12 protein-coding genes are annotated in these 14,744 nt (G+C 42.4%); 3 read left to right on the forward strand and 9 right to left on the reverse strand.

From position 1 onward, the window contains the following. Position 1: 1 nt before the first annotated feature. The 5 genes from BC659_RS03795 to BC659_RS03815 form a co-directional block, all read right to left on the reverse strand. Positions 2 to 919 carry an NAD(P)-dependent alcohol dehydrogenase gene (locus BC659_RS03795; RefSeq protein ID WP_133473340.1) on the reverse strand — a complete coding sequence of 306 codons (918 nt, stop codon included), beginning with the start codon at positions 917 to 919 and terminating at the stop codon, positions 2 to 4. 206 nt (positions 920 to 1,125) lie between these two features. Then, on the reverse strand, positions 1,126 to 1,707 hold the full coding sequence (locus BC659_RS03800) for a Crp/Fnr family transcriptional regulator (RefSeq protein ID WP_133473341.1): 582 nt from the start codon (positions 1,705 to 1,707) through the stop codon (positions 1,126 to 1,128). A gap of 273 nt (positions 1,708 to 1,980) precedes the next feature. Next, positions 1,981 to 3,276, reverse strand: coding sequence for a RagB/SusD family nutrient uptake outer membrane protein (locus tag BC659_RS03805; RefSeq protein ID WP_133473342.1), 1,296 nt, complete (start codon positions 3,274 to 3,276; stop codon positions 1,981 to 1,983). An 18-nt stretch (positions 3,277 to 3,294) separates the two neighbouring features. Continuing rightward, positions 3,295 to 6,411, reverse strand: coding sequence for a SusC/RagA family TonB-linked outer membrane protein (locus BC659_RS03810; protein ID WP_133473343.1), 3,117 nt, complete (start codon positions 6,409 to 6,411; stop codon positions 3,295 to 3,297). Between the two features lie 20 nt (positions 6,412 to 6,431). Next, entirely contained in the window at positions 6,432 to 7,175 is a 744-nt protein-coding gene (locus BC659_RS03815; RefSeq protein ID WP_133473344.1) for a DeoR/GlpR family DNA-binding transcription regulator, read from the reverse strand. A 109-nt stretch (positions 7,176 to 7,284) separates the two neighbouring features. Between BC659_RS03815 and BC659_RS03820 the strand changes: the two genes are divergently transcribed. Then, a complete protein-coding gene (locus BC659_RS03820) occupies positions 7,285 to 8,487 on the forward strand; it encodes an anhydro-N-acetylmuramic acid kinase (RefSeq protein ID WP_133473345.1) in 1,203 nt (400 codons plus the stop codon). A gap of 111 nt (positions 8,488 to 8,598) precedes the next feature. After that, complete coding sequence (locus tag BC659_RS03825) at positions 8,599 to 9,036, forward strand: RidA family protein (protein ID WP_133473346.1); 438 nt, start codon at positions 8,599 to 8,601, stop codon at positions 9,034 to 9,036. An 8-nt stretch (positions 9,037 to 9,044) separates the two neighbouring features. Here BC659_RS03825 and BC659_RS03830 read toward each other — a convergent pair whose 3' ends face one another. Continuing rightward, positions 9,045 to 10,259 carry an alanine dehydrogenase gene (locus tag BC659_RS03830; RefSeq protein WP_133473347.1) on the reverse strand — a complete coding sequence of 405 codons (1,215 nt, stop codon included), beginning with the start codon at positions 10,257 to 10,259 and terminating at the stop codon, positions 9,045 to 9,047. 61 nt (positions 10,260 to 10,320) lie between these two features. Then, the gene (tsaE, locus tag BC659_RS03835) at positions 10,321 to 10,743 is read right to left on the reverse strand and encodes a tRNA (adenosine(37)-N6)-threonylcarbamoyltransferase complex ATPase subunit type 1 TsaE (RefSeq protein ID WP_133473348.1); all 423 of its coding nucleotides are present in this window, start codon (positions 10,741 to 10,743) and stop codon (positions 10,321 to 10,323) included. Positions 10,744 to 11,032: 289 nt separating this feature from the next. On the opposite strand from tsaE, the gene BC659_RS03840 reads away from it, so the two are divergent. Beyond that, a complete protein-coding gene (locus tag BC659_RS03840; protein WP_133473349.1) occupies positions 11,033 to 13,156 on the forward strand; it encodes a heavy metal translocating P-type ATPase in 2,124 nt (707 codons plus the stop codon). Between the two features lie 53 nt (positions 13,157 to 13,209). On the opposite strand, the gene BC659_RS03845 is transcribed toward BC659_RS03840, so the two are convergent. Both BC659_RS03845 and BC659_RS03850 read right to left on the reverse strand, forming a co-directional pair. Beyond that, positions 13,210 to 14,124: a hypothetical protein gene (locus tag BC659_RS03845; protein WP_133473350.1), complete on the reverse strand. Its 915-nt coding sequence runs from the start codon at positions 14,122 to 14,124 to the stop codon at positions 13,210 to 13,212. Beyond that, complete coding sequence (locus BC659_RS03850; RefSeq protein WP_133473351.1) at positions 14,108 to 14,545, reverse strand: DM13 domain-containing protein; 438 nt, start codon at positions 14,543 to 14,545, stop codon at positions 14,108 to 14,110. Before BC659_RS03850 ends, BC659_RS03845 begins: the two co-directional genes overlap by 17 nt. Positions 14,546 to 14,744: the final 199 nt, after the last annotated feature.

Below are 14,744 nucleotides of genomic sequence, written 5' to 3' on the forward strand. Positions count from 1 at the left end.
CTTATTCGCTGATTCTTAACACAACATTCCCTTTTTTCCTTCCCGTATCCACATAACGATGTGCTTCTACGATTTCATCTATCGGAAAGGTTTTATCGATAATGGCTTTGAATGCTCCTGTTTCAAACAAGGTTTTTAATAGTGTGAGCTGATGCACAGTTTCAGCAGCATATACAGAAAGTACATTTTTATACACACCGTTTTCTTTCAGCAGATGCTTATATTCCTTTTTATCAGATACACCCACCGCATCGAATATGATATCAAATTTTTCTGTTCTGGCAGTAACATCTTCCCGATCATATAGAATGATCTGATTTACACCCAATGATGCAGCCAGTTGTTCTCCTGCTGAACTACAAACAACTGTAATATCAGCATCATAGAATTTTGCGAGTTGTATAGCAGCGATACCAACTGAACCCGTTGCTCCAATAATTAATATTTTTGGACGGTTGATTTTTGTTATGCCTGCTTTTTCTAAAAAATAAATAGCGGTTTGTCCGCCGAAAACTATCGCTGCGGCTTCTTCATGTGTGGCATTTTCCGGCATGTGAATCACATTGCTGTTTTCGTGAACAGTAATATATTCTGCATAGGTGCCAAAAGAAAGTCCCCGCATACCGAATACATTATCACCCACTTTAAATTTCGACACCTTATTGCCTGCCGCTTCAACAACACCTGAAAATACCGTTCCCAAAATAGATCTTCTGGGTCTTGATATACCTAAAACCAATCGCATAATCAACTTCTGCATTCCTTTACCAGCAAGGCTTCTCACTTTTGTATCACCTGAATTAACAGCGCTTGCAACAATTCGTACTAAAATCTGGTTCCTTTTTATAATGGGTATCCGGACTTCCTGAATTTTCAGAACTTCAGGAGAACCATATTGTGTGCAGATGACGGCTTTCATTTTGGGTAGTTTAAAAAATTACAACCAAAATTTCTGAACCAAAAATTTTCATTTGTCTGATTCAGTTGTAAGCCTTTTGTCACAAGCATTCCCTGCCCTATGCATATAATTTTCATTTGCAAATCTTTTATCTTCTGGTAAAACGATATTGCAAAAATAGATGGGCTACTATCTTGTACTGATTCACTTAAGTTAAAAAAGGGTTCCTACTTTTTACTTTTATCCGTAATTCTTGCTCTTAACCTGCTTAAAGATTGGGGTTGTACCCCCAGATAACTTGCCAGCTGATGTTGTGGCACCCGTTGAATCAGGTCTGGTCTTGATTCCAGTAAATTGAGGTATCGTTGTTCGGGAGAAGATGTTTTAAATTTATCGAAGTCCAACTGCTGTTTTGCCAACAACTCTTCAGATAGTTTTCTGCATAGGATTTCAAATTTTGGAAATTTACTATTCATTTCTACTTCCATATCCGTATTTGAAATGGCAATGATAGAATCCTCAATACAACTTACATAATATCCGGATGGGGTTTTGCTGATTACACAATGTGGCGTCAATGCATCCATTTCTGTATAAAAAGCCGTTGTTTTTTCTTCGGCATCAACCATATAATAAGCCCTTATGCAACCCTTCAGTACAAAGTAGCTGTCTTTTGTTTTTTGCCCTTCTTTGAGCAGAACCGTTCCTTTGGGAACCGAACGAAACAAATCCAGTGAAACCAGTGCATTTTTCTCTTCGTCGTTGAGTGTCACATATTTTGATAAAAAATCGAATAGTATATTTTCCATTGCTTTACGGTTGCTGCTGTTTTCTGTTACACTTGCTAACAGTGTATAAAGTTACGCTATGCATACAACATAGACAGATTTTACTGTACGGCAATTCAACCACTTATCATTAAAATTCAACGGAACAGATGGGTTCATCGTTCAGTATTGCAATTCGCAGCGTTTCTCCGACCTTCTCCAGATTTCTGCGCAGTAATATAAAGCTGGTGCAAGCCAGCATAAAAAAGCCCCGAAAATTTTCTTCGGGGCCTTGTATTACGATCATCCAATAAATTAGAATGCAGGGTCGGCAGGTGTATTCGGATTACTATCTCTCTCGCGGAATGGATAAGGGAAGAGATTACGTTTACGCTCGCTGTTGGGGCGACCGAAACGACGCATGTCTTCGAGTTTCATTCCAGACAGGTATAATTCAATACAACGGTTGCGGTAAATCTGAGTAAGCAGTTCAGCAACAGTTGCCGGGGCCACAGGAGTCAGATCAGCACCAATACCTAATGGATCATTGGCAGCTTTTTTGGTTACCACTTTGTTGAGTTCCAGTATACCATTTACCAGATCGGGTGTTGCCTGTCTGGCATAGGCTTCTGCTTTAATCAAAGTCATTTCACCCGGATAGTACAAAGGAATGGCAGCTGTAGCCGTATTCCAGAAACCATTGAGTCTGAAACGAGGATTGATGGTAGGATTGATCACGGTATAAAACGGAATACGCTTATCTGCGAGATCGGGTGCAATAGCCACAGGCAGACCCAGTGTAGAATCTACCGGTTGGTACACATTATTGGTTGACGTTACAAAATTGAAAACAGGATTTGGATTCGCTGCTTCAAAATTCATCGTAGAACGTTTGGTAAGGTCCACTGCATTGGCAGCAGCCAGTGCAGCCGCATAGTTACCGGCAAACAATGAATAACGTGCTTTCAATGCGTACAGTGTATTAACAATGTCTACCCCTGTAGGCACATCAGCTATAAATGCAGTGCTGATGGCGTTGGTACTGATGGCCGCCAGTGCTTTATCAATGGCTGCAATGGCCCTTGTAAAACCAATGGTTCTATCAGAAAAAGTAGTAGTAGCAGTACCTACTGTATCAGGTACTTTTTCCCAGTAACTGGCTAAACAACCCATCGACAATGCTTTGTAGATGGTTGCATAAGCAATCAGTCCGCTGGCATAACCTTTATCGGTAAGTTTTGACGCAGCATTGATCACATTATTGGCATCGAATATAATTTTATTGGCACTGGTCCATACATTACCCAATAAAGCATTGGTACCATCAACGGCTGTACCACCCGTACTGAACTGAAATTCAGAAGTATTACCGGGGTTCATCAGAATGGTTTCATTGGTAATTAAACCGGTAGCATCCGACATGCCATAGGCAACATTCGATGCATAGGTTCTTTGAAGGCCCACCACCGTACCGGCCAGTCCTTTGGCAGAACTGAATACCTGATCTGATGTGGCGGCATTGGGATTGCTGAAGTCTTTTTTACAACCTGCCGTTGTTAAGAGCAAAGCTGCCAGACCTGCATATATTGATGTTTGAATACTCTTTTGCATATAAGTAATTTTTGAGGATTAAAATTTAGCCTGGATACCAAAACTGAATGTGCGCGGAATGGGTACTGCACCAAAATCAATACCACGAAGAATGGTACTTTGTCCGCCTGCATTCACTTCCGGATCATAGCCTTTATAATTATCCCAACTAATCAGGTTGCGGCCACTGAAGCTGATACTCAGATCGCTGAACCCTTTTACTTTTCCAAAATTATAACTGAGCGATAATTCACGCAGTTTGGTATAGCTACCATCATCTACGCGCCATTCTTCGATGGCATAGATACCGCTGATATAACCACGGGGTAAAATACCGCGATGTTCCTGCTCAGCTACTTTACCATTACCTACACCCTGACGTGTACGGAAATCAGCATTGAAAACATCCACACCTTTCACGGCATCGATCTGCACACGGAGACTCAGTTTTTTATAAGTGAACTCATTTACTAAACTGGTGGTATAATCAGGATTTGGGTCGCCGATTACTTTACGCAATACTGCACCACTTGGCAAACCAGCAGTTCTGCCTGTTGTGAAGGTGGTAGCTGTATTCTGCACACCTCTTTCTGTTTGCGGAATACCACCTGCGTTTTTCACCTCAGTGCCATCTGCATTACGTGCGAAGAAAGTACCATAGAACACACCTACAGGCAGCCCTTCAATAATGGCAACCGGCGCGCCGGCATTGGTGCTCAGCAGGGTAAGTGCCTGACCGATACGAACGGCTTTGTTACGGTTATGGTTGAAGATACCGGTGATGTTCCAGTTAAAGTTTCTCTTTGCCACCGGATTACCTGTTAACACGATTTCATAACCTTTATTTTCCAGTGATCCGAAATTATCCAGCAAACTGCTGAAACCGGATGTAGGTGCAATGAAACGGTTAATGAGCAGGTCTTTTACTTTCTTGTTGTAAATGTTTACCGTAAGTCCGATTCTGTTATTCAGGAAAGCCATATCAAAACCCAGTTCCACTTCCTGTTGTCTTTCAGGTCTTACATTCTCATTCGCCAGTGTACCGCTTGAGTTCAATGCTGTTCTGCCCTGATAAGAAGATGAACTATAGGTATTGAATCTTGAGTAAGCACCGATACCGGTAAGGTTACCACTTTCACCATAGGCCAGACGCACTTTCAACAGGTCCCACCATTTTGATACAGATGATTTACCCCAGAAATCGGTTCCTGAAATTACATAGCTACCACTGGCTTTGTAATAAGTCTGGTTACGCTGGTTTTTACCAAATACAGAAGAACCATCCACCCGCATGGCACCGGTAATAAAGAACTGGTTGCGGTATTTAAAGTTCTGCTGAACGTATGCACCTGAGATAGAAATTTCACTTCTTTCATCAACAGGATCCAGTCTGGTACTGGCACCATTCACGGTTTGTACAAAAGGAGCGAGTCCTCTTCCCTGCAACAATGAATAGTTGTTCTTTTCATATTGCTGAGAAAAACCTACCTGTGTTACCGAATTGATATTGCTGGTGATATTTCTGCTATAAGTAGCATTCAGGTCATGGTTAATGGCAAAGAAACTGTTGTTACCGGTACTTGCATAACCGTTCTGTGTAGGATCCAAGGTAGGACCACCACCAAAGAATGCGGTACTCACGTTATACGCAAATGGAGGGATATAAGTGGTACCGTTCTGTGAATAGTTATCGATACCCATGGTATAATCAACCGTTAAACCGGTGATGGGGCGGAGTTTCAGACCCATATTGGCAATTAAACGATTGGTGGTCTGACGTTGTTTGATGTCTTCAATAACAGAAACCGGATTGGCGCGTCCGCGTTCACCCACTGCCTGAATATTTCCGAGTGCATCTCTTGTCCAGATATTATGGAAGTTACCAATGATGGTGACTGAGTTCATGGGTGAGAAGAAGGAGTTACCATCTGGTTTCTCATTCGCGGTGCTGTTAACATAATTCAGACCGAGGTTAAAGCTTGCCCATTTATTCAGTACCTGATCAATATTACTACGGAAACTATAACGCTGGAAATCGGTATTTCTCACAATACCCTGGTTATAAAAATAAGACCCTGATACATAGTATTTGGTTTTATCGTTACCACCGCTGATCGAAATATTATTATCCGTGCCGTTTGCATTGCGGAAAATATAGTCCTGGTAATCGTAACGGGTTACAGGAGTAGTAGTGGTGATAGCGGGTGAAAGGATATCCTGTGTTAAGGCACCCGGACCATCTGTAGGGCCGCCGAATTTAGTAGGCGCCTGGTTTACATCCAGTTTCTTCCGCAGGCTGCTGGTAGTAAAGCTGGTTGAAAAGCTTACCGTAGGTACCCCGCTCTTTCCTTTTTTAGTAAAGATCTGTACCACACCGGCATTGGCACGGCTACCATAGATGGCAGCGGCAGCAGCACCATTCAGCACTTCTATTCTTTCGATATCATTCGGATTGATATCTACCAAACGGCTCTGACCGATCGAACCTACAAAGTTACCACCATCGTAGTTGCTGGATGTATTGGTAACACGATTGGTAGCATTGTTTACAATCACCCCATCGATGATGTACAAGGGTTCTGAAGAAGAGGAGATTGAACTGATACCACGGAGGCGTACAGAAATACCCCCTGCAGGGTCACCGGAGTTCTGCGAAATCTGCGCACCAGCTGTTTTACCTTGTAAAGCTGCCAGTACGTTTCCGGTAGCTCCTTTGTTAAGGTCTTCAGCACTTACAGAGCTGATATAACTTCCCAACTGACGGCGTGTGGTACCCTGTGAGTTACCGGTTACAATCACTTCATCGAGTTTGGAAACATCATCTGCCAGTTCTGCATTTACCGTATAACTGTTGTTACCGGCCGTTACTGTTAAAGATGACTGTTGTGTTTTGTAACCTGCACTCGAAAAAACAAGGGTATAGGTACCGGGTTTCAGTGCAGATGTAAAACTGTAGCTACCTGTTGCATCGGTAGCAGCACCTGTACTGTTTTCCCTTACAACAACAGAAGCTGCTTCCACAGCTGTACCACCTTTGGCAGTAACTTTACCGGAAATGCGAACCTGCGCAATACCGGCGGCCGTAAACAGTGTGGTAAGCAGTAGTAAACAAACTGCTTTTACACTACCCGGCTTCATAAGCGTTTTGATTTTCATATTTCAGCGTTTATAGATAATTACAAAATAGTAATGCCTTGTTTTTTATAAGGTTCAAATAATGGATTGGATGGATCCAATTCCGTAATCATGGTATCAATTTCATCCAACCCACAAATGGTAAGTTTCTGGTGTGTATTTACTTTCTCAGCTATCGACAGCACTACTGTTTTTTCTGCTGCCTGTATCATCGCTTTTTTTACCTGTATTACTTCCCAGTCATTATCAGTAATACCTGTTTCATCAATAGCATTAATACCCATGATACAAAGATCTGCTTTGATGCCACTGATCTTTGAAATGGCTTCACCACCCACTGCAATCTGTGAACTCTTGGATATTTTATCGCCCAGAAAAATCACTTCAATATTCGGATGCTGTGCATACTCATGTGCAGCAGGAATACTACCCGTAAAAAAAGTGGCGGTAAGATCGGGTGGTAGTATCCTGGCCATTTCAATAATGGTGGTTCCTCCGGTGGTAAGAATAAACATATTGTTCCTGATGAGTGGTACTGTTTTCTGTGCAATCAGTCTCTTACTATCAGCTTTATAAACATCCGATTTCAGGAAGGAACTATGAAATGATTTTGACAATGCACCGCCATGCACTTTGATAATTTTATCCATCTCCGCCAGTTCATTCAGATCGCGGCGGATCGTATCTTCGGATACATTGATTTCATTACTCAGGTCTGAGGAAAGTATACGGTTATGCAGGTCGATCTGACGTAGGATATAAGCTTGACGTTCGGTTTTCAACATAGCAGCAGGATAAGTATAATCCTTAAAATTAATGCAGGAAGTTGCGCATTTCCAAAAATTTCTTGCAAGAAACTGCCGAAAGATGCGTTTTTAAGTCTAATTTAAACCCATGAACCAGAATATAGCGGCATTGTACAAAATTGCCAATAAGCAGGAAAGAACCATTATCGGATTGATGAGCGGCACTTCGGTTGACGGCCTTGACGTGGCTTTATGCCGTTTTTCGGGTCAGGGTATGGATACAAACCTGCATTTACTCGCATTTGAGACCGTTGCCTATAACGCTGCATTTAAAGAACAGATAAAGTCTGTTTTTTCCAAACGGCAGGTCGACCTTGAAAAAGTATGTGTTTTGAATGCCTGGGTAGCACTGGAACATGCCCATATTATCAATACCTGTTTAGCAAAATGGCAGGTTGCTGCCGCTGATGTTGACCTGATTGCAAGTCATGGACAAACCATTTATCATGCACCCAAATTTCTGCATCCTGATGATCAGTTTGGCAATGCTACTTTACAGATTGGCGATGGCGACCATATGGCTGTAGCTACGGGCATCATTACCCTCAGCGATTTCAGGCAGAAACATGTGGCCGCCGGCGGCGAAGGAGCTCCATTGGCTGTTTATGGCGACTATCTGATTTTCAGTAATAAACAGGAAAACAGGATCATGCTCAATATCGGCGGTATTGCCAACTTTACCTATCTCCCATCGAGCCTCGATGCCAGTGCTGTTTTCAGTACCGATGTAGGAACCGGCAATACTTTGATGGATGCCTATATACAGGAACATTTTCCCGGAAAATATTTTGATGAAAATGCAGCCATAGCCAAAGAAGGGAATATTCAGGCTTCTTTATTACAGGCACTCAAGCAAAATGATTTCTTCACCAACGATTTCCCTAAAACCATTGGCCCCGAACTCTTTAACCTGGAGTATTTGGATCAGGCTTTACAGGCTTCTAACAATACTCATTTGTCGCATGCAGATATCATGGCTACGCTGAACCGTTTTTCAGCAGATATGATAGTGGATGCATTACAGAGAAGTATGGGAAACAGAAAAGATTTTGTAGCTTATGTAAGTGGTGGCGGTATGCACAATCCTTTATTGATGCAACATATCAGGGAACAATTACCCGATATTATTTTCAGAAACACAGCAGAACTGGAAGTAAATCCGGATGCCAAAGAAGCCGTTCTTTTTGCCATACTGGCCAATGAAGCCATCTGTGGTGGTGAAGTAAAACTGGGCGCCGGCCGCAATGGTATACCTGCAGTTAGTATGGGTAAAATAAGTTTCCCCAGATAAAACAACTTCCATGCTCCCTGCGAAAATGCATCCGCACTATATGCGTTTTTTGCAGAGAGAATGGAAGAAAGGGATATTTATTCCGAATGATTTATTTTACAAATAAAAAATATGAAAGCGATTATTCTTGTTGTCGCATGTCTGATTACGTTTCAACTACTCAGCGCACAGACGAATAACATAGAGAAAAAGAAATTTCATTTTGGTGCATCACAGGATACCGCAGCAGGATATGCGCAGGTAGTGAAAGCAGACAATGTATTATATGTATCCGGTACAGTAGCTACTTCTATAACAGCTGCCAGTATTGAACGTATTTACCAGACCATTGAAAAAAGTCTGAACCATTTTGGTGCCAGTTTACAGAATGTAGTTAAAGAAAACCTTTACACTACCGATATAGAAGCGATGAAAGCTCACAATGAGGTGCGCAAGAAAATGTACAAAGGTGATTATCCTGCTGCTACATGGGTACAGATAAGCCGCTTATATATGCCGGAAGCCAAGCTCGAAATAGAAGTGATTGCACACCTGCCGAAAGAAAAATAAGGTAGCATCTATCTTCTGCTCGCAATTAACAGATTTAGGTCGGTAAATTTCAAATCGAAGCGCTGGCTGATATAAAAATCAGTAAGTGCCCCCTTGAACATATAGATACCTTCCCGGAGATTGAAATTGTGCCATACCATTTCTTCCAGTCCACCTTCGTCACTGATCGAGAGCATCAATGGCATGAGTACATTGCTGATAGCCTGACTGGCAGTTCTTGCAAAACCACTGGGTATATTTGGCACGCAGTAATGAATAACATCGTGTTTTACAAATGTGGGTTGCTGATGACTGGTGAGTTCGCTGGTTTCAAAACAGCCCCCACGATCAATCGCCACATCAATAATAATACTACCCGGACGCATGGCAGCTACCATTTCTTCTGTTACTACCACCGGTGCACGACCATATTCATTACTCAATGCACCTACAGCTACTTCACAGGTTTTTAATTGTTTGGATAAAATACGTGGTTCCAGTACACTGGTCCAGATACGTTGCCCTAAGTTATTCTGTAACTGTTTTAAGCGATACACATTGTTATCAAATACTTTTACCGATGCACCCAGCGCCAATGCATTTCTGGTGGCAAACTCACCCACAATACCTGCCCCCACAATCACCACTTTGGTAGGTGGTATACCACTGATACCACCAAGCAATACGCCTTTACCTTTGTTAAAACTGCTGAGGTACTGTCCGGCAATCAGCATTACCGCACTACCTGCAATTTCACTCATACTTCTTACGATGGGATAGGTACCACTTTCGTCTTTGAAATTTTCAAAGCTCAAAGCAGTAATCTTTTTCTCCATCATCTTTTCGATGTATTCTTTCCGTAAAGCTGATAAATGAATGGGAGAAACGATGGTCTGGTTCTGTTGCAGTAAGGGCATGTCTTCTGCAACTGGTGGCGCACTCTTTACCAGAATGGGACATTTAAAAATGGTTTCCCGATCATAAACAATGGTGGCACCCAGTTCTGCATAGTCTCTGTCTGAATAATGACTTCCTTCACCTGCATTGTGTTCTACCACCACCTGGTGACCATTGGATACCAATACACCCACTGCATCGGGCGTTAACGCAATTCTGTTTTCCTGAAAAGCGATTTCTTTGGGAATACCTATATGCAGTTTGGCACCCTGGGGTTTTATATCCAGTGTTTCTTCAAGGGTTTCATAAGAAAAAGAAGTAGTAATAGAAGGTTTACTGGTTGCCATGGTATTTGTTGGTTAGAAATATGCTGTACAGAACAATAAAGTTAACGCATTCCCAGCAGAATCAGATGGCTTCTGCATCGGTGTACAACCGCCTTGTAGCCGGATCAAGCAATTGCAGGTAAACATGAAAAGTATCGTCGGGTAAAAGCCCTGGTGCTTTTTCGGGCCATTCAATAAAACAATATTGTTCACTGAGCAGGTGATCCTCAATGCCTGCCATGATGGCTTCCTCTTCATCTTTCAGCCGATACCAGTCCATATGCAGTAAAACACCTGCTTCTGCACTATCGTACTGGTTTACGATGGCAAATGTTGGACTACTGATCGCGTCTTTTACACCCAGGTATTCACATAAAGCATGAATAAAAGTCGTTTTCCCGGTTCCCATTTCAGCGTGAAAGGCCCATACCTTATGTTTTTTACCCACCTGCCATAAAGCTTTGGCTACGGATTGTATCTGTGGCAGTCCGAAAATTGCATCCATGGTGCAAAGGTAGGTTAGAATTTGATGATGGCAGATTTGGATCGCTGATGGAGGATCGCTGATGGCGGATTTGATGAAGGAATGTCAGATGGCAGATCGCAGATGTGGATGGCTGATGGAGGATAGCGAATGGGTAATGGCTAATGGCTAAAGGCTAGAAGCTAGTAGCTGGTAGCTATCAACTTCCTTCTGCAACATCGATGTAATAATATTCTTCTCAAATCGAAAGAGCAAGCCTTGGCTATTTGGTAAATTTGTAGGGTGATTGTATCATCTTAATACCCGGACTATGGAGAAAGTGAATTGGAAAGTAGAAGGAATGACCTGCACCAACTGTGCCCTTACCGTGAACAAATACCTCGAATCGAAGGGCATGCAAAATGTGAAAGTAAATTTCATCGGCGGGGATGTAAGTTTTGAGGTGCCGGAAAATATCGCCACAAAAGATATTGCGAAAGGCATCAATGGTCTGGGCTATCATGTGGCACAGGAACATGATGACGATGAACCTAAACGGAAAAAATTTTTATCGACCCATATCCAGCGCTTCTGGTTTTGTTTTGTTTTTACGGCCCCGCTGATGTTGCATATGATTCCGGGTGTACATATTCATGTACTCATGAATCCCTATGTACAGCTGGGTTTAACCATTCCGGTATTTCTGGTGGGTATGGATTTTTTTGGCAGAAGTGCCATTAAAAGTGTATGGAAAGGTATACCCAATATGAATGTGCTGATTGCATTGGGTGCAGTAGCAGCATTTGGTTATAGTTTATATGGCACCATCATTGGACGCGCGGAAGACTTTTTATTTTATGAAACAACGGCTACCATCATCACCCTTGTATTCCTCGGTAACTGGATGGAGGACCGTTCTGTAGAAACCACGCAGGCTGCCTTACAAAAACTGGCCACTACGCAGAAATCAATGGCCAATATGATTGCGTACGACGATCAGCATCAGGAACATATTTTCCCCGTTGAAAGTACCAGTTTGAAAGTAGGCGACCTGCTGCTGATTAAAAGCGGCGAACAGGTACCGATGGACTGTAAAATTCTCTGGGGTGAAGTGCAGGTAAATGAAGCCATTGTTTCAGGAGAAAGTACGCCTGTTTTCAAGCAGATGAAAGATCACCTGATCGGTGGCAGCATCATTGAAAGTGGAACCGTTAAAACCTATGTAACCGCCGTGGGTGAAGACACGGTTTTATCGGGCATTCTGAAAATGGTGAGAGAGGCCCAGACCGAGAAACCACCGGTACAGCAACTGGCCGATAAAATCAGTGCCATCTTTGTACCCACTGTAGTAAGCATTGCCCTTATTACCTTACTGGCCAATTACTTTTTAGCAGATCAAACTTTCAGCACCAGTCTTTTAAGAAGCATTGCCGTACTCGTCATTTCCTGTCCCTGTGCCATGGGACTCGCCACACCTGCTGCTATTGCGGTAGGACTAGGTAGAGCAGCACGGAATGGAATATTATTTAAAAATGCGAAAAGTCTTGAAATTTTTAAAAGCATACGACAGGTTGTATTCGACAAAACCGGTACACTTACCACCGGGCATTTCAATATTACCCGATTCGCTGTAACAGCAGCAGAATTGAATGAAGAGAATTTTCAACGCATCGTTTATTCATTGGAGAAATATTCAAACCATCCGATTGCCAATGCCATTGCACGCAACTGGAAAACCAAAGATGAAATAAGATGGGCATCTATTGAAGAAGTTAAGGGACTGGGTATGAAAGCTACCGACAAAGAAGGCAACCACTATATTGCCGGTTCTTTTAAAACCGCTACAGCGTTTACCAATGATGGTTCACATAATGTTTACATCATTCGCAACAACCAGTTACTGGGTTGGATAGATGTGGCAGACGAGATAAGACCCGAAGCAAAAGCGGTGATCAGTACTTTACATGCCCGCGGTATCCGTACCATTTTATTAAGCGGTGACCAGAAAGACAAATGCGAAAAAGTTGGAAAAGAGTTAGGTATTAATACCATTATTGCCGAACAGACACCTGCGCAGAAATTAGAAAAAATTGCTGCATTTAACAGTGATGGCCCAACAGCCATGGTAGGTGATGGCATTAATGATGCGCCTGCATTGGCCAAAGCAACGGTAGGTATTTCACTCAGCGATGCCACTCAGGTTGCCATGCAGAGTGCACAGGTGGTATTGATGAACCATGGACTTAAAAATTTACCCATGGCACTCGGCCTGGGTAAACATACCTATATCACCATCAAGGAAAACCTTTTTTGGGCCTTTGCCTATAATATTGTTGCCATTCCTGTTGCAGCACTCGGTTACCTCAACCCTACCTTTGGTGCGCTGGTAATGGGACTGAGTGATGTGGTACTGGCCATTAATTCAATCCGATTGAATTTTAAGAAAGTAGTTTAGGACAAGAAAATAAGAATTCGAAAAATCAACGAATCATGAAATCAAAATCCTGCCTACCATCCAAACTGGTATGCTACAGATGCCACAAATGAACGGGTAAGTCCGTCGGGTCTTGTATCACGCACCACAAAAGGAGTTGCGAGGCTTAGCTGTAAAGACTGTTGTTGACTGATACGATAAGTGGTTTGCAGATTTGCATTGAGTGTAAGCCCCGATGAACCTTTGATCGTTTCTCTTTTTCCGAATACATTTTCATAGCTATCCTCACCCAAATGATAAATGGCTAAAAGATTGGGATTGAAATTCCATTTGCCTGTTTTCGATTTCAATGGGTAACCTACTCTCCACAATACATCAGCTTTTCTTCTGAACAGATTTGTGGTTGGAAATTCACCTGCCAAAGGGGCCTGCTCTTTAATAAAGCTATTCCTGTTTTGCTGAACAACGGGCAACTGAAACGCAAAATTCATATCGAGTTTACCAGCCGAAAAAGCAGCACCCGCAATCAGATCATAGGTACCCAGACTGGTCTGGTATACCATGGGAAGTGATACATTTCTGATTTTCAGGTTGGATTGATTAAAGGGTATTTTCACACCTCCCAACAGGTAAATCTTTTTCCCTGATTTACTTTGTACACCATAGCGTACCGTTGAATACAGATCACCAAGGTTAGTAACAGAACCATAACTTCCATCAATATTGGCTGCTACCAGTTTATTGTCCCACTGTATTTTTTTAGATAGCTGCCGTGAATAACTGATAGATAGTGTTGCCAGATTGGTATTTTCCTCACCACGTAAATAAGCCAGTTCTGTTTGTATATTATTTTTACTGGCGGCTGCGGGTCGTAAAGGAATGGTACAAAAACCTGCATCACTGCAACCCTGTGCAGCTAATTGATGATTGGCCACAGACACAAAGATCATACACAGAAAAATAATGGTTTTTTTATTGAATACTTGCATAGCTAAACAGGTGATTGTATTGTTGACAATGAATGAGCACAAATGGATAGGCAGACAGATTGGTGCCTGCAGGAATATTGTAATACTGGGTACCGGAATTTGACTGCAGGTTACCCAGGTTCAGGTGATTACCGGGTGTAGCTGCCTGTGACAGGTATACTTTCAGATCGGGGCCTGCACTCACAGAAAAGCTATCGAGTTGTACCTGCAAGCCGGAAGCTTGTTGTATAATTTTAACTACGCCCATTACCTGTATACCAGATGTGGAATACAATACCCCACGCTTTAATGCAGGCTGAACAGGTATAGGAGCAGTTACAGGAGAATTATTCGTTTGTAAGGCTGCTTTGAGTGCGTCGCTTTCTTTGGTACATGCTGACAGGCCAAGAACCACAGCAAAAAAACATCCTATGACTTTCATATCAGGCAATTTGCCGGATAGACGGGGGGATGAGACTATCCTTACAACAATTTACAAATTCATTAAAACTGTACTTAATAGCATACATTTCCATCATTGCTATTTGCGATCCGTAAAAGGAATTGTATGAACCTTTAACAGGATGAGTTTTGCAGGCGTAAAAGCAAGAATATCCTTCGTCGCGATTTCTGACTTCGTC

The sequence above is a fragment of the Sediminibacterium goheungense genome, from assembly GCF_004361915.1.
Lineage (GTDB): Bacteria > Bacteroidota > Bacteroidia > Chitinophagales > Chitinophagaceae > Sediminibacterium > Sediminibacterium goheungense.